At 59.1% G+C, this 15,060-nt stretch carries 14 protein-coding genes and 1 other RNA gene; 7 read left to right on the top strand and 8 right to left on the bottom strand.

Translation table 11 applies throughout. From position 1 onward, the window contains the following. Positions 1-30: 30 nt before the first annotated feature. The 3 genes from AC19YY_RS24545 (at position 31) to AC19YY_RS24535 (ending at position 4,019) form a co-directional block, all read left to right on the top strand. Complete coding sequence (locus AC19YY_RS24545; RefSeq protein WP_057440199.1) at positions 31-540, top strand: sigma-70 family RNA polymerase sigma factor; 510 nt, start codon at positions 31-33, stop codon at positions 538-540. Between the two features lie 2 nt (positions 541-542). Then, the gene (locus AC19YY_RS24540) at positions 543-1,505 is read left to right on the top strand and encodes a DUF4880 domain-containing protein (RefSeq protein WP_500605016.1); all 963 of its coding nucleotides are present in this window, start codon (positions 543-545) and stop codon (positions 1,503-1,505) included. A 105-nt stretch (positions 1,506-1,610) separates the two neighbouring features. Then, positions 1,611-4,019, top strand: coding sequence for a TonB-dependent siderophore receptor (locus tag AC19YY_RS24535; protein ID WP_500605015.1), 2,409 nt, complete (start codon positions 1,611-1,613; stop codon positions 4,017-4,019). Here AC19YY_RS24535 and dapF read toward each other — a convergent pair. The 4 genes from dapF to AC19YY_RS24515 are packed head-to-tail and all read right to left on the bottom strand — an operon-like array spanning position 4,016 to position 8,555. After that, positions 4,016-4,816, bottom strand: a complete 801-nt coding sequence (dapF, locus tag AC19YY_RS24530; RefSeq protein WP_500605014.1) for a diaminopimelate epimerase — start codon at positions 4,814-4,816, stop codon at positions 4,016-4,018. The two genes, AC19YY_RS24535 and dapF, sit on opposite strands and share 4 nt — an antisense overlap. Positions 4,817-4,860: 44 nt before the next feature. Beyond that, on the bottom strand, positions 4,861-5,796 hold the full coding sequence (gene dsdC, locus AC19YY_RS24525; protein ID WP_169955105.1) for a DNA-binding transcriptional regulator DsdC: 936 nt from the start codon (positions 5,794-5,796) through the stop codon (positions 4,861-4,863). 33 nt (positions 5,797-5,829) lie between these two features. Next, positions 5,830-7,185 (bottom strand): D-serine ammonia-lyase, encoded by a 1,356-nt coding sequence (gene dsdA, locus AC19YY_RS24520; RefSeq protein WP_500605013.1) that lies wholly within the window; start codon positions 7,183-7,185, stop codon positions 5,830-5,832. 26 nt (positions 7,186-7,211) lie between these two features. Then, a complete protein-coding gene (locus AC19YY_RS24515) occupies positions 7,212-8,555 on the bottom strand; it encodes a GntT/GntP/DsdX family permease (RefSeq protein ID WP_500605012.1) in 1,344 nt (447 codons plus the stop codon). Between the two features lie 189 nt (positions 8,556-8,744). Here AC19YY_RS24515 and AC19YY_RS24510 point away from each other — a divergent pair, with 189 nt between their 5' ends. Then, the gene (locus AC19YY_RS24510; RefSeq protein WP_500605011.1) at positions 8,745-9,044 is read left to right on the top strand and encodes a hypothetical protein; all 300 of its coding nucleotides are present in this window, start codon (positions 8,745-8,747) and stop codon (positions 9,042-9,044) included. Here AC19YY_RS24510 and AC19YY_RS24505 read toward each other — a convergent pair. Then, positions 9,038-9,691, bottom strand: a complete 654-nt coding sequence (locus AC19YY_RS24505) for a TetR/AcrR family transcriptional regulator (protein WP_169955101.1) — start codon at positions 9,689-9,691, stop codon at positions 9,038-9,040. The two genes, AC19YY_RS24510 and AC19YY_RS24505, sit on opposite strands and share 7 nt — an antisense overlap. 116 nt (positions 9,692-9,807) lie before the next feature. Here AC19YY_RS24505 and AC19YY_RS24500 point away from each other — a divergent pair, with 116 nt between their 5' ends. The 3 genes from AC19YY_RS24500 (at position 9,808) to AC19YY_RS24490 (ending at position 11,786) form a co-directional block, all read left to right on the top strand. Continuing rightward, complete coding sequence (locus tag AC19YY_RS24500; RefSeq protein ID WP_169955100.1) at positions 9,808-10,161, top strand: gamma-glutamylcyclotransferase family protein; 354 nt, start codon at positions 9,808-9,810, stop codon at positions 10,159-10,161. A 94-nt stretch (positions 10,162-10,255) separates the two neighbouring features. Then, positions 10,256-10,684 carry a TOBE domain-containing protein gene (locus tag AC19YY_RS24495; RefSeq protein ID WP_170058521.1) on the top strand — a complete coding sequence of 143 codons (429 nt, stop codon included), beginning with the start codon at positions 10,256-10,258 and terminating at the stop codon, positions 10,682-10,684. A gap of 298 nt (positions 10,685-10,982) precedes the next feature. Continuing rightward, positions 10,983-11,786: an HNH endonuclease gene (locus AC19YY_RS24490; RefSeq protein ID WP_500605010.1), complete on the top strand. Its 804-nt coding sequence runs from the start codon at positions 10,983-10,985 to the stop codon at positions 11,784-11,786. A gap of 73 nt (positions 11,787-11,859) precedes the next feature. On the opposite strand, the gene AC19YY_RS24485 is transcribed toward AC19YY_RS24490, so the two are convergent. The 3 genes from AC19YY_RS24485 to ssrA form a co-directional block, all read right to left on the bottom strand. Beyond that, the gene (locus AC19YY_RS24485; protein ID WP_500605009.1) at positions 11,860-13,731 is read right to left on the bottom strand and encodes a DNA/RNA helicase domain-containing protein; all 1,872 of its coding nucleotides are present in this window, start codon (positions 13,729-13,731) and stop codon (positions 11,860-11,862) included. A gap of 24 nt (positions 13,732-13,755) precedes the next feature. Continuing rightward, complete coding sequence (locus AC19YY_RS24480) at positions 13,756-14,139, bottom strand: nucleotide pyrophosphohydrolase (RefSeq protein ID WP_500605008.1); 384 nt, start codon at positions 14,137-14,139, stop codon at positions 13,756-13,758. Positions 14,140-14,621: 482 nt separating this feature from the next. Further along, positions 14,622-15,015: a transfer-messenger RNA gene (gene ssrA, locus AC19YY_RS24475) on the bottom strand. Between the last annotated feature and the right edge of the window lie 45 nt (positions 15,016-15,060).

The following is a 15,060-nucleotide window of genomic DNA, read 5'->3' as shown; positions in this document are numbered from 1 at the left end:
CCGTCAGCTGCCAGTCCGGAAATCACCTCGATGGCCTCATCCTCTTCCTCCCACCGTGCTGTGGGTGAACTCTACGCCCAGCATCACGGCTGGGTGGTGCAGTTGCTGCGGCGCAAGCTGGGTGGGCAGGAGCAGGCACTGGACCTGGCTCAGGACACCTTCGTGCGCATCCTCAGCAGTGGGCCCTTGCCGCTGTTGCGTGAGCCGCGGGCTTATCTCACCACGGTCGCCAGCCGCCTGTGCGGCCAGTATTTTCGCCGCCAGGCCCTGGAGCGTGCGTACGAACAATCCCTGTTGATCCTCGAGCCGGAGCACGCGCCGTCGCCGGAGACCCGCTTGTTGGTACTTGAAGCACTGGATGCGGTCGGGCAGGTGCTGGACGGGCTGGGGAGCAAGGTGCGGGAGATTTTCCTGCTGTCGCAGTTGGACGGCCTGACTTATCCACAGATCGCCGAGCAACTGGGCCTGACCGTGAATGTTGTGCAAAAGGCCATGCTCAAGGCCTATCGGCATTGTTACCTGGCGGTGTACCAGGCATGACGATGTTCCAGCCAACCGACGATCAATTGTTGGATGAATACGTGCTGGACCAGGCGCTGATGTGGATGGTCACCCTGCAATCGGGCGTCAGCGGCGCCGCCGAGCAATGCGCGTGTGCAGCCTGGCGCAATGCAAATCCCCAGCATGAACTGGCCTGGCAGCGCTTGACCGGCTTGAGCCGCGACCTGCGCAGCAGCACCGTTGCCCTGCCGGCGCCCGCCGCCCGCCAGTTGTTGCGGGCGCGTAGCCTGACCTCGCGGCGCACGCTGCTCAAGGGTTTCGCCGGCCTGGGGATGGCGGCGGCCATGGGCCTGGGTGTGCGCGAGCGCGTGGTATTGCCGCAGTTGTTCAGTGACTACCGCACCACCACCGGCGAGCGGCGGCCCTTGCAGTTGGCCGGCGCTGGCGCGGTGCAACTGGACACCCAGACGGCGGTGGATGTGCGCGGCCCGCAATTGGCCCTGAACCAGGGGCGCTTGCTATTGGCGACGGCGGCGGACACCTTCGTCGGCGTCAAGACCGCCCATGGCTGGGTGCGGCCGGTGGCGCTGTCGCGGCTGATCATCAGCCAGGATCTGCCAGGCCAGCGCGGGACCCTGGTGCAAGTGCTCGCAGGCCATGTCTGGATCGAACCGCAGCAAGGTGGCCGGGTGTCGATCGGCGCCGGCCAGCAGTTGGCCTTCGACAACCGCCAAAGCGGCCCGGCACAACCCCTTGCGCCCGCCGCCGATGCCTGGAGCCGTGGCTTGCTGATTGCCGAGCGCATGCCGCTGGCCCAGGTGGTCGATCAGCTCAACCGTTACCGGCGCGGGGTGTTGCGCTGTGACCCGGCGGTTGCCGGTCTGCAAGTCTCGGGTTCGTTCTCCCTCGACCGCCCGGATGCCAGCCTCGACCTGCTGGCCAAGGTGCTGCCGGTGCGCGTGCAGCGGGTCTTCGGCTACCTGGCGACGGTGGTGGAGGCCTAGGTAAAAAAATTTCCATGGGGCCGGCAGTATTTGCCATCTCGTGCATCAAGACAGGGAAGACGCTGAATAAGAGCGCCCCCAACCTTTCACCACAGGACAGTCTTTATGCACAGCCGCGTCACTCCGCTTGCCAGCGCCCTGCGCGCCATAATCGTTGGTTTAACCGTGGCCACGGCCAGCCACGGCGCCATGGCCGCCACTGCGCAACCGGCTACCGAACAGGCCCCGCGCCAGTCCTACGACATCGCTGCCGGCAGCCTGGACCGCGTGCTGGGTGCTTTCGGCAATCAGGCGGGCGTGATGATCGCTATCGATTCGGCGCTGGCCAAGGGTGTGCACAGCCAGGGCTTGCACGGCAGTTTTGCCCTGGCCGAGGGGCTTGAGCGCCTGCTGGCACCGCTGGGCCTGCAGGCCGAGTATGAGCAGGGCAGCTATCGTGTGGTGGCGCGGGCCGTCGCAGACGGGCAAGTGCAATTGCAGGCCACGCAGATCAGCGTCAACCAGTTGGGCTCGATCACCGAAGGCACTGGCTCCTACACCCCGGGCACGATTGCCACCGCCACGCGGATGGTGCTCACCCCACGGGAAACGCCGCAATCGATCTCGGTGGTCACGCGCCAGGTGATGGATGACTTCGGCCTCAATGCCATCGACGACGTGATGCGCCACACGCCCGGCATCACCGTGTCGACCTACGACACCGAGCGCACCAACTACTATTCCCGTGGTTTTTCCATCGTCAACTTCCAGTACGACGGCATCCCCACCCTGCGCGACGCGCAGTACTCGGCGGGGCAGACCCTGACCGACATGGCCCTGTATGACCGGGTCGAAGTGCTCAAGGGCGCCACCGGCCTGCTCACCGGCGCGGGCGGCCCGGGCGGTACCATCAACCTGATTCGCAAGAAGCCGACCTCGGAGTTCAAGAGCAGCATCGAACTGGGCGCCGGCTCCTGGGACAACTACCGCTCGCAGATCGACGTCAGCGGCCCGTTGACCGAAACCGGCAACGTGCGCGGCCGGGCGGTGGCGGCGTACCAGGATAAAAAATCGTTTCTCGACCACTATTCGCGCAAGACCGGCGTTTACTACGGCATCCTTGAATTCGACCTTGATCCCGACACCCTGCTGACCCTGGGCGCCGACTATCAGGACAGCGACCCGAAAGGCTCCAGCTGGACCGGTACGCGGACCATCTTCGACCCGGCCGGCAACAAACTGGACCTGCCGCGCTCGTTCAACAACGGGCCGAAGTGGAGCAGTTGGGAGCAGTACACCCGCACCCTGTTCGCCACCTTGGAACACACCTTCGACAATGGCTGGGTGACCAAGGGCCAGTACAACCATCAGATCAACGGCTACAACGCGCCCCTGGGCTACATCTCCCAGGACTCGCTGACCGCCAGCTCGATCTTTGCGCGTAAATACACCGGCGAGACCACCAGTGACAGCGTCGATGTGTACGCGTCCGGGCCGTTTGAGTTGTTTGGTCGTGAGCATCAACTGGTGGTGGGCCAGTCGTTGTCCATCTCCAAATGGAAGGGCAAGGACTACGGCAGCGCGACCTATTTCGACAACTCCTACGACTTCTACAAGTGGCACGGCGAAGCCATCGAGCCGCTGTGGAACCAACCGACCAGGATCAGCGACGAAACCACGCGCCAGACCGGCAGCTACATCACCGGGCGCTTCAGCCTGATGGAGGACCTGCACTTGCTGCTGGGCACGCGCATCGCCAACTATCAGGTCACGGGCACCAGCGACACCCGGGAAAGCGGCAAGGTCGTGCCCTATGCCGGCCTGACCTACGACCTCAACGACAACTTCACGGCCTACGCCAGCTACACCGAAATCTTCCAGCCACAAACCCAGTATCGCGACCGTACGCGCACCATGCTTGATCCCAACGAAGGCAAGAACTACGAACTGGGCCTCAAGAGTGAGTTCTTCGACGGGCGCCTGAACGCCAGCCTGGCTTACTTCGAGGTCCACGAAAAAAATCGCCCGGTTGCTGATACGGCCTACAACTCCCAGCCGGGCGTGGACTACTCCTACATCGGCACTAAAACCGAGACCAAGGGCTACGAAGCGGAAATCTCCGGTGAACTGAGCCCCGGCTGGCAGCTACAGGCCGGCTACACCCACAAGATCGCCCGCGATGCCGACAAGAAAAAGGTCGCCACCTGGGAGCCGGAAGATCAACTGAGTTTCTACACCAGCTACAAACTCCAGGGCCGCCTGGACAAACTCACCCTGGGTGGTGGAGCGCGTTGGCAGGCTGCCGGTTGGCAAAACGTCAACAACCCCGGCACGCGCCAGAGCGAAAAATTCACCCAGGACCCGTACTGGCTGGTGGACCTGATGGCCCGTTATCAACTGACGGAAAACCTGTCGGCCACGCTCAACGTCAACAACCTGTTCGACAAGGCGTACTACACCAACATCGGCTTCTACGACTCGGCGTATTACGGCGACCCGCGCAATGTGATGGTGACTACGCGCTGGGATTTCTAGGCCGCAAACGTCCCTGAAAACACCCATTCAACCGGCCCGGTAAGCAGCACCGGGCCGGTGCCACGCCATTGCACCGTGACGCTGCCCCCATCACATTCAACCTCAACGCAATCGTCCAGCAGCCCCCGACGTATCCCATTGATCGCCGCACCACACGAGCACGAGCCAGACCCCAACGGCACGCCACCACCGCGCTCCCAAATGCGCAGCCGGATATGCCGGCGGTTGATGACTTTGACGAAATGCACATTCGTGCGCGCGGGAAACAGCGGGTTGGTTTCAATCAACGAGCCGACGGCCGCGATGTCAATGTTCGCCAGATCATCGACAAAATAGGTGCAGTGCGGATTACCCATGCTGCATGCGGTGGGCTCTCCGGCCAGTGGCAGCCGTAGGCTATCCATGGCCGTGGCCAAGGGGATCTGCGACCAGTCGAGCAGCGGTTCGCCCATGCTCACGGTAATCGCGCCGCTGCTGGTTTGTTCGCAGGTAAGCAGGCCACGGTTGGTTCGCAGTATCACCGAGGTGCTGTTGGATTCGCGCATCAAGCGCTCGGCAACCCCTCGCGTGGCGCTGCCACAGGTATCCAGCGCAGAACCATCGGCATTCCAGAACTCCACCCGCGCCTGTGCATCGTCGCAATCGAGCATCACCGCCAGTTGGTTGAAGCCAACCCCACGGTGGCGATCCCCCATGCGCTTGGCCAGGGCGCTGGTGATAGGGTTGGTGGCGTTGCGTGCGTCGACAACGACAAAATCATCGCCATTGGCGTGCATCTTGTGAAAGTTCAGCGGCATGGCGAAGTCCTGAGGTCAGCGTGATTTGCGCGCGGGTAGAGGCGTCAATTGTCCGCTTGCTCGACCAGCCAGTCGATCAGCGCCTTGAGCCGTCTGGGCAGGGTTTCGTGGGCGGGGTGGACCAGGTAGTAACCGTAATTGACCGCCTCGCTGAACCCGCCGAACGGCAGTACCAACTCGCCATCCTGCACGCGCTTGCGCACCAGTTGCTCGCGGCCGATGGCGACGCCCGCGTGGTTGATTGCCGCGAGGGTGCTCAAGTCGGAGCGGTCAAAGGTCATGAAGCGGCTTGGCAATGGGCTGCTGTCGCCCACCGCATCCAGCCATAAACGCCATTCTGCATCGAATGAAATGTTGTCCCATGCCGCCACATCGTGCAGCACCGTGCACTGTGCCAAGCGTTCCGGGTGCCCCATCAGGCCATGGGCCTGGGCATATTGCGGGCTGCACACCGGGGCAATCCGCTCGGGCATCAGGCGCAGGCTTGCCAGGCCCGGATGCTCGCCGTTGGAGTAGCACAGCACCAGGTCAATGCGCCGGGTGCGATAGTCGATCGGTTCGTTGCCGACCCGCACATCCAGTTGAATCCCGGGGTAGCGGGCGGTGAAATCGGCCAGCCTTGGCACCAGCCAGCATTGCGCGACGGAAGGCCTGGCGTAGAAGCACAGCTGGCCTTCGATCTGCGTATCGGAACGCTCCTGCACAGCCTCGGACAGGGTGTCCATGGTGTGCTGCATGACCTTGAAAATGCGCTCGCCGTCATCGGTCAGGTCGACCTTGCGCGGCAAGCGATGGAACAGCTTGAGCGACAGTTCTTCTTCCAGGCGCGCTATGCGGTGACTGACCGCACTGGCGGTCAGGCACAGTTCGTCGGCGGCGCGGGCGAAGCTGAGGTGGCGGGCGGCGACCAGGAACGTATGCAGGTTGGACAGGTGGGCGCCGTTGAGCTTGGGCGCTTTGCTCAGGCCAAGTACTGCCATGTGGGTATCCCTCTTCGCGTCAGCCGCCGGCGATCAGCGGTGGATTGTCGTTTGCAGAGCACGCCCCTTATCCAGATAAGTCGCGTACTCCTGCGCAGGTACCATGCTGCCGCCGGTACCCCAGATCAAGTGCGTGGCGTTGGCCAGTTGTGCGGCACCGACGCCAATGCGCTGCAAATACTGCGCGTCCTTGAGTACCCGCACAATGCCTGGCGCGCCGGCCAGGGCCGAAGGTTCGAGTTTTACCCCTTCAAGGTCGTGGGCGAGGAACATCAGGCGGTAGAGCTCTTCGTCGGTGACGGTGTAGTAGCCATCGATCAGGCGCTGCATCGCCTTGCCGACGAAGCCGGAGGGGCGGCCCACTGCCAGGCCGTCAGCCGCGGTGACGTTGTCGATGCCGAAGTCCTGCACGCTCACCTGGTCGTGCAGCCCGCTGTACACACCGAGCAGCATGCATGGGGAGTGGGTCGGCTCGGCAAACACACAATGCACCGCATCGCCAAACGCCAGCTTCAAGCCAAATGCCACGCCACCAGGGCCGCCGCCAACACCGCAGGGCAGATACACGAACAGCGGGTGCTCGGCGTCTACCCGCACCCCGGCCACTTCAAATTGCCGGGCCAGGCGCTCGGCGGCCACGGCATAGCCGAGGAACAGGTGGGGCGAGTTTTCATCATCGATGAAATAGCAGGCCGGATCGTTTTGCGCCTGCAGGCGGCCGTTTTCCACGGCAACGCTGTAGTCAGAGGCGTATTCCACCACCGTCACGCCGCTGGCGCGCAGTTTGTCCTTCTTCCATTGGCGGGCATCGGAGGACATGTGCACCGTCGCCTGGAAACCCAGCTTGGCGCTGATGATGCCGATGGACAGGCCCAGGTTGCCGGTGGAGCCCACGGCGATTTTGTACTGGCTGAAAAACGCCAGTGCGCGCTCGCCGGCCAAGGCTGCGTAGTTGTCGTCGAGGGTGATCAGGCCTGCCTGCAGGGCCAGGTCTTCGGCGTGCTTGAGCACTTCATGGATACCGCCACGGGCCTTGATCGAGCCGGAGATCGGCAGGTCGCTGTCTTTTTTCAGCCACAGCGCGCCGCTGTCGGGGAGGGCGGCCTCGCTCAACAGCGCGTGCTGCATGGCCTTCAGCGGCTGGATCGCGGACTCGATGATGCCGCCCGCCGCCGCCGTCTCCGGGAACACCTTGGCGAGATAGGGCGCGAAGCGAAGCAGGCGCGCGCTGGCGTCTTGTACATCGTCCAGGGTCAGGCCGACATCCCCCAGCCCTACAGCGGCCGGGGCGATCGCGGGGTTGAACCAACTGACCGGCTCAAGCGCGACCAGTTGCTGGATAACGGGATGACTTGCATACCAGGCGTCTAGGGTTTTGCCTTGAATCATGGGAACTGCCTTTGGGGTGGGGTTCATCACACAAACCGGGAAAGAATCAGGGTAAAGACCAGGGCCGCTACCGAGGCGAGCACGGTGGCGCCGGTGAATTTCTTGAGGGCCTCGGAGAGGGAAATCCCCAGGTACTCTTTTACGACCCAGAACGCCGAGTCGGTCACGTGGGTCCAGCCGATGGCGCCGGCACCGATGGCGATCACCAGGATCTCGGGGCTGTATTGCGGGTTCTGTCCGAGGATCGGCAGCACCATGCCGGCGGTGCTGATCATGGCGACGGTGGCCGAGCCCACGGCGAAGTGCATCAGCCCGGCGATCAACCACGCCAGGAGGATCGGGTTGATGTTGGACTGGCCCAGCACGTCCGCCAGGACTTTGCCGATGCCGCTGCCGACCAGCATGTCGTTGAACGCCCCACCTGCACCGATCACCAGCAAAATGCCGGCCAGTGGCGGGAAGCAGCGGTGGGTCAGGTCAAGCAGGTCGCCCATGCCCAGCCCACGGCGCAGGCCCAGGGACCAGTAGGCAAAGCAAATCGACAGTACGAGCGCAATCAGCGGGTTGCCTATAAAAGATACCCACTCAAACGCCATCGAGCCTTTGGCCAGCAAGGGGGTGGCCAGGGTTTTGCCCACCATCAGCGCCAAGGGCAACAGCACGGTGATCATCGCAATCGCGAAGCTGGGGGATTGGCTGTCGTCGATGTTCCCTTCGCCGCGCTCGGCCAGGAACTGCGCCTGGCCGGCCGGGGCCTGCCGCGCGCAGGTCAGCTTGACCCAGATCGGCCCGGCGATCACGGCAGTGGGCAACCCGACGATCAGCCCGTACAGAATCACCTTGCCGATATCGGCATTGAGCATGCCGGTAATGGCCGTGGCGGCAGGGTGCGGCGGCAGGATGCAGTGCACCACCATCAGCGAGGTCGCCAGCGGCACGCCCAGGTACAGCAGGTTGATCCGGGTCTGACGGGCAACCACATAAATCAGCGGGATCAGCAGCACAAATCCCACCTCGAAGAACACCGGAATCCCGGCAATAAAGCCCACCAGCATCATCGCCCACGCGGCGTTCTGCTCACCCAGCAGCCGTAGCAGCGTGGTCGCAATGCGCTTGGCGCCGCCAGACTCTTCCAGCAACTTGCCGAGAATACTGCCCAACCCAATGATGCCGGCGAGAAAGCCGAGCGTGCTGCCCATGCCCTTCTCAAATGCCGAGACAATCGCGGTGGGAGTCATGCCCGTGCCGACCCCCACCAGCAGGCTGGCGGCGATCAGGGCGAGGAATGGATGCACACGGCATTTACCGATCAGCACGACAATCAACAGGATTGACGCGCCAAGGATCAATAGAGAAAAGGTAGGGGACATGGGTGGGTCTGCTCCATCGCAGTTATTGTTAGTTGTTTGCGATGGATTAGATTTCAGGCCTATGGCGGGGACAAACGATGATTCGTCAGGCGCTAGTTGAAGCCTGTTCACTTATGGCCAGGGGCTGCCGATTGCTCGACAATGCGCGGCGCCTGCGCAATCGTCAGGCCCTTACAGGAGTTCGAGCACTTGAAAGCATTACTGTTAAGCGGATGTATTGCCTTGGCCCTGACGGGTTGCACCTTCACCGGCGTCAATGAGATCGCGCCCGGCCAATACATGATCACCAGCCACGGCAGCATCTTTAACTCCCGCGAAGGCTTGTTGGAAAACATCAACCAAAAGGCCGCCAAGGCCTGTGATGGCAAGCCATATCATCTGGAAGGTGATACCGGGGCCAATATGGTGGTTGCCACGCAGACGCATATTGGCAGCACGCCGACCACCGTCTTGGGGTTGAAGGCTGTTTGTGAAGAGGGCGGTCAGTAACCTGGCGGTGTACCGGGGATTACCCCGCGCAGCACCATTCGCGTAATAGTCGCGGCCGCGCACGCATAGTCGGCGTCGTCGGGTGTTGGCTTGCCGGTAATCAACGACATCTGCCAGCCGAGGTTGGTATAGGTCCGCGTTGCCGACCAGATGAACAGCATCAAGTGTTCCGGATCAAAAGGGCCAAGCAGGCCACGGTCGATCCAGTTGCGCAGGCATTCGACATTACGCCGCACCTCGGCCTGGAGCAGGTCCCTGCATTCATCCGGGAGTTGCTTGCCTCCAAGCAGCAGTTCGTGGCTGAAGACCTTCGAGGTCAGCGGGTTTTGCTCAAGGATGCGAATCCTGGCATGGACATAGGCCTGTAGTGCCACCACCGGATCGTCGCTGGCGCGCAGTTCTGCAGACGCCTGGAGCAGGGGCTCTACAAAGCTGAGCAGCACCTGGGCGTACAGGTTTTCTTTACTGTGGAAGTAGTAATAGAGGTTTGCCTTAGGGACCCCGGCGCGTGCTGCGATGGTGCGGGTCTGGGTCGCGTCGAAGCCTGTGGCGGCGAATTCCTCGCAGGCAGCCTGCAGGATCACACGTTGATGATGCTCACGGGTGCGGCAACGCTCGGCACCGTCTTGCGCGCTAGAGGTGGTCATGATGAGGGCTCATGGCTGTATCATTGACGAATATCGCAATATACAAAACTACATAGCGAATGACCTGCGCTTTCTAACAGCGGCAGGTTTTATGAAGACTTACCCAAGGAAACTCCATGACACATGACATCGAGCAAGCGGTTCTGTTGTTTTCCTACGGCACCTTGCAGGACAAGGCCGTGCAGCTGTCCAATTTTGGCCGCGAATTGAAGGGCCGCCCCGATACGCTGCCCGGTTACACGCAACAACTGGTCGAAATCACCGACCCCGCGGTGCTGGCCGCCAGTGGGAAAACCCATCATCCCATCGTGCAGGAGAGCGCCAACCTGCAGGATGAAATCGCCGGCACTGTTTTCGAGATTACCCAGCAGGAACTGATTGCCGCCGATGCCTACGAGGTGGCGGACTACAAACGAGTTAGCGTGGCCCTCAAATCGGGCAGCCGGGCCTGGGTGTATGTACGGGCTTGAGCCTGCTGCGCGAATCGCTGTCGTTGTCTTTACACAGCACTAAGCGTAATGATGGCTGGAGTTCTTAACTGAAAAGTCAAAAAAGGCCTCTCTCATGAAAGTCAGTGCACGCAACGTATTCAACGGCCGTGTCAGCCAGGTCCAGGCAGGGGCCGTCAACGCCGAAGTGGTATTGACCCTACCGGGCGGCGAGCAACTGGTTGCCGTGGTGACCATGGAAAGCATCCGCAACCTCGGGATTGCGGTGGGTAAAGACGCAGTCGCCCTGATCAAGGCACCGTGGGTGATGCTGATGACCGAATCCAGCGACATTCGCCTGTCGGCGCGCAACTGCCTGGAAGGCAAGGTGTTGAGCGTCAACGATGGTGCGGTCAACGCTGAAGTAGTTATCGAGCTGGCAGGAGGGTCGAAGGTCTACTCCATCGTCACCCGCGATGCAGTTGCAGAGTTGGGGCTGATGCCGGGCGTTGGTGCTACTGCGGTGATTAAGGCTTCGCATATTATTTTGGGGGTGCGGGGTTGAGGTTTTTTGGGGGGGATGGGATTAATCGTGGGGTACAGGAAAGACGTTCTTGGACGTCTTTAGGCCGGGGGAAGCTGAAAAGCTTTCTCATCTTATTAATTTATATAAAGAATAATAATCTTAAATTTTTGCTGGAATACCAATTGGAATACCGCTCTACCGGGCGATACTCATCACGATCGGTGGTATGAGTTCACCAGAGCGGAGCTGACGTTAAGCAAGGACGTAAATCTTAAATATCTTGTAAGAAACTTCCTCATTTTTGGTAGGCTTTCGCCATCAGTCTAGAGGAAATGGAATGCCCGCAGTCATCGTTGAAAACGACACATCGCAATGGCAAGACGAAACCGGTGCTGTCTATCACTTCCCCAAGCGGTACCAAGCCTGGCTTGCTGAAGGAACCGAAGTGATCTATTACAAAGGACGCATCAAGGACAAAACTTTTGCTTCTGTCCGCCTCAGCGCCGATCCGCATTATTTTGGTATGGCACGCATCGGCAAGGTCTACGCAGACCGGAGGAGTGATAAGGGGGACCTTTTTGCTTTGATCGAAAACTTCACTCCGTTTGAAGGCGCTATCCCCTCGAAAATTAACGGAGTGTACCTAGAGACGATTCCCGCTACTCGAGTGAACAACTATTGGCGTGACGGGGTTCGGTCCATTTCCCAACTGGATTACGATGCAATCCTAAGTCATGCGAAGCTCCTGTCTTCCCAGGCTGACCAGGTCGCACCAAATTTCGAAGGCGATCCATTGACCTTTGAATCGGCCAATGAAGGGAGCAAATTAAGTTACTTTGGAACCCGCTACGAGCGCCGGAAAGATCTGAGGGTGAAGGCCATTTCTATCCACGGCCTTGACTGCAAGGCATGTGGCTTTGATTTCGAACAGGCGTACGGCGAGCACGCGAAGGGGTTCATTCACGTTCACCATATAGTGCCGATTTCGGACTTTGGTGGTGAGAAAGCCGTGAATCCTGAGACTGACCTCGTTACGTTGTGCGCGAACTGTCACGCGATGGTCCATCGCAAGCGGCATATGACTCTGAGCGTTGATGAGCTGAAAGGAATGTTGCGCGGGCGATGGGTAATCGAGCCTTAGTTTTCTACTGTGTTCAACCTACGTTTTTTTGTGAGGCTGAATCCTGGATAGTGACATCCTACCGGCGGGCCCATCAGCCGTTACTGTGCCTGGCAAGTCGGCTCTCAAAGTATTGCGCGGTCTCCTGATCAGTACAGTATAGGTAGCAGCCTTTCATCCCACGAGTCATCAATGTTCGATACGTGTTTTTGATGATCAGGTCTGTATCTTGCTGCGCCAGAGCAGGTTGCTCCTTCATCAACTTCTTCCAGCCACGAATCGATTTGTCGTTCTTATCTCGCTCATGCGGCGACGTTACCACCTGCCCATCACGCACGACCAGATCTGGTCCGATGATCACTCCAATATAATCAACTTCCAGCCCTTGGCAGGTGTGGATACAACCGACCTGTTCAATGGAGTTCTCAGCGATGATCCACAAGCTGCCATCCTGATCCAGATTCCATTGGCGTGCGTAGTCATTGCCGATAACGATGTCAGTGGCCTTGGAGTCTTTCTTGCTGAGCCAAGGCCAGCAATAGCCCGCGACCACACGAGCCTTGTTTCCATGGTTTTTCTCGTCAATGGCGTCATGCAGCGCCTGAGGTGAGTCGAATACCTTGAACTCGTACTCCGAGATGTTGAGCGTCGGATTTGCTGTCGAGCGAATGCCAAGCACGTCATCCAGCCATGCCATGTAACCGTCAGAACCACTGCAGCGAAACTGTGAAGACAGCACATATTCCTCGACCACAGCACCCTTGGCTTTGGCAAAGGCGCGTATTGCCTGCTTGCTGCCTATGTCGCTCAGGGTCACACGCTGATCTTCATCGATGAAGAAAATTGAGCATTTCGCTGATTCAATCAGCTCCTTGATCTGGTTTTCGCCAAGGTTCCCATAAAGCCCGCTTTTCTCATTCAGCCGGTGGGCTTCGTCCACGATAAGCGCATCGAATGTGTTGGGCTGAGTGTCGATGAACGCCCCAGAGCCTGAAAAGAAATTCGAGAAATGGCTGCGTTTGATGGTGCCAACCAGTTTGCTTTCGTAGACCTTGCGTGGGGCGGCATTCTTCGAGACATATTTGCTTAACAGCCTCAAATCTGTGAGCCTCACCAGTAAATTGATAGCCAGAACAGTTTTCCCGGTGCCCGGGCCCCCCTCAATGATCAGCACCTTTGGTGCCTGGTCCGAGGCTTCGCTTGCTGCCGCAAGCGCTGATTCAAAAATTGCTTTTTGATCGTCAATCAATACGAACTCTGGCTTGCCTGTCATCAGCCCTTCGAGGGCCTCGGCTAGCGCTTTGGACGGACGGATTTTCCCATCGGACAGTTCGTAGAGAACCTCTTTGTTGTCGCCGTGAGCAATATGCTTTTTCAGGAAGCTTCTGAGTTTGGTGAGCTCCTCCGGCCCTTTCAGGAACAGTGGGGCTTTGCTGATGTGGGGCTCGTAGTGAGCTGAGTCGATGATGCCGTCGCTGACGTAGTTATGAAGGTAGGCACACGGACGGATCTCGATGCTTTTGTCATACACCGCCTCGTTGAAGCCCTCCAGCAGCGCGGCGTATGACCATACTTGATAGGACGGGTGAATGGTCTCAACGAGGCCACCACCCAATGCTGTTTTGACGATGGCATCCTTGGTAGTGGCGCTGGCCTTGCTCCATTGCTTTAATTCGATCAAGACGGCTTTTTTTGCCTGATTTTCGTCGCGACCGGTGAGCAGAAAATCGATGCGCTTCGACGACTGCGGAATGTGCAGCTCAATGGCCAGGCCCGCGTCGCTCGGCAGGCCTTCATCCCTAAGGACCTTGGCCATATACGTTAGAGATCCTTGCCACGACCTGATTTCCGACCTGCCAACGGTCTTGCCGGTGGCTTCCTTGAAATGCCTGAGGATCACCTCCTCAATGTCATCGTTATCGTTGTCTTTAAGAAATTGCTGTTTGGTCGCAGCGTAGACGATCACGGGCTGTCCTTAGATTCGAGTTGTTCAGAATCGGTCGTACTTTTTGCTGCTGCTTTTGGCTTTATCCACGGGGTACTTCTGGCCGTTCGAGGCAAGTTTCCGTGTCACCGCCTCATTGAGGTCGATGCCGAGCACGCTGCTCAGGCGAACCAGATACATCAGTACGTCCGCCAATTCGTCTTTCACGGCTAGACCGATTTCGGGATCTTTAGCTACGGAGAGCGAATCGGCATCGCTCATCCATTGGAAAATCTCGCACAGCTCTCCTACCTCGCCAGTGAGCGCCAGGATGAGATTTTTTGGGGAATGGAACTGCTGCCAGTCACGATCATCTGCGAAAAGCTGAAGGGATGCGGCAAGTTTCACTACGTCAACCAATGGCGCGGATGAGCTGTCTGAGTCACTCACGGGGCTATCTCATGGGTATCAGTGGGGGCAAAAAATGTGTAGGAAAATCGACCTTGGATTGTAGGAGTTTTTGTTGTTTGCGCGGGTTTTTTTTGTGTTTTTCTCTCATATGCTGTGTGCTGGCCGAATTGCTTGCCAGCGTTCGCTATATCCTTTGAGCGTGGCAAAGTGGGCCGGCTACAAACAGGTCTTCCAGTGCTTGTCGGCGGGCGTAGCTCAGTTGGACGCGGCGACCCTCATGCCCACCGACCAGCTTCCTTTTCTTCACCCTGTTCGTTTGTTTGCAGATAGAGCAGCAGCACTTTTCAGAGGGGGCTGACGCTGTCCCATTGGTGTTCGGTCGGCAGGACGCCGGGGGAGGTGTTGGTGAAAAGCTGCTGAGACGCGCCAATATCGGCATTGGTCCACAGCGATTTTCAGCAATATTCGGTACTCCAGATACAGCGAAGCCCGCACTGGGCGGGCTTCTCTGGTGTTTCAATTGGTGGAGCCGGGGGGATTTGAACCCCCGTCCGCCAGTACTCTGCTGTCGGTACTACATGCGTAGCCGTTTCTATTAAGTTAACCCTCAGCGACCCGAAGGGCAGGGTGCTTTGGGCGAGTTGTGTAAGTTTTAGCCGCTTCGTCCACAACGTACTGCACGGCGATTCTGTTCTATATGACAATCACTTTGGGTTTACAGACATCCCCTGATGATTGCTGGACCCGAAGGTACCAGGAGGGAAGGGCTAAGGCTGCTTACGCAGCGAGAGCGTATTCCCCGTAGGTTTCGTCATTGGCAACTATAGAAAGTTGCAACAGTGGATTTACGAGTTCTGTTACCAACTCGGCATGCACCTAAAGGTTCGCAACCGGCGTCGAATCCTAAACGGCCCCGTGCTTGTTGCTCGATGTGATCGTGAGCGACAAGCCTACGCATTG

It is taken from the genome of Pseudomonas sp. MF09156, assembly GCF_059862305.1.
The sequence above is the reverse complement of the archived record's forward strand: the minus strand, read 5'-3'. Positions and strand labels throughout refer to the sequence as shown.

Bases quoted from the DNA above. Each gene is read 5' to 3' on its own strand.
- AC19YY_RS24545 (WP_057440199.1), top strand. From the start codon at position 31: ATGGCCTCATCCTCTTCCTCCCACCGTGCTGTGGGTGAACTCTACGCC.
- AC19YY_RS24540 (WP_500605016.1), top strand. From the start codon at position 543: ATGTTCCAGCCAACCGACGATCAATTGTTGGATGAATACGTGCTGGAC.
- AC19YY_RS24535 (WP_500605015.1), top strand. From the start codon at position 1,611: ATGCACAGCCGCGTCACTCCGCTTGCCAGCGCCCTGCGCGCCATAATC.
- dapF (WP_500605014.1), bottom strand. From the start codon at position 4,816: ATGCCGCTGAACTTTCACAAGATGCACGCCAATGGCGATGATTTTGTC.
- dsdC (WP_169955105.1), bottom strand. From the start codon at position 5,796: ATGGCAGTACTTGGCCTGAGCAAAGCGCCCAAGCTCAACGGCGCCCAC.
- dsdA (WP_500605013.1), bottom strand. From the start codon at position 7,185: ATGATTCAAGGCAAAACCCTAGACGCCTGGTATGCAAGTCATCCCGTT.
- AC19YY_RS24515 (WP_500605012.1), bottom strand. From the start codon at position 8,555: ATGTCCCCTACCTTTTCTCTATTGATCCTTGGCGCGTCAATCCTGTTG.
- AC19YY_RS24505 (WP_169955101.1), bottom strand. From the start codon at position 9,691: ATGACCACCTCTAGCGCGCAAGACGGTGCCGAGCGTTGCCGCACCCGT.
- AC19YY_RS24500 (WP_169955100.1), top strand. From the start codon at position 9,808: ATGACACATGACATCGAGCAAGCGGTTCTGTTGTTTTCCTACGGCACC.
- AC19YY_RS24495 (WP_170058521.1), top strand. From the start codon at position 10,256: ATGAAAGTCAGTGCACGCAACGTATTCAACGGCCGTGTCAGCCAGGTC.
- AC19YY_RS24490 (WP_500605010.1), top strand. From the start codon at position 10,983: ATGCCCGCAGTCATCGTTGAAAACGACACATCGCAATGGCAAGACGAA.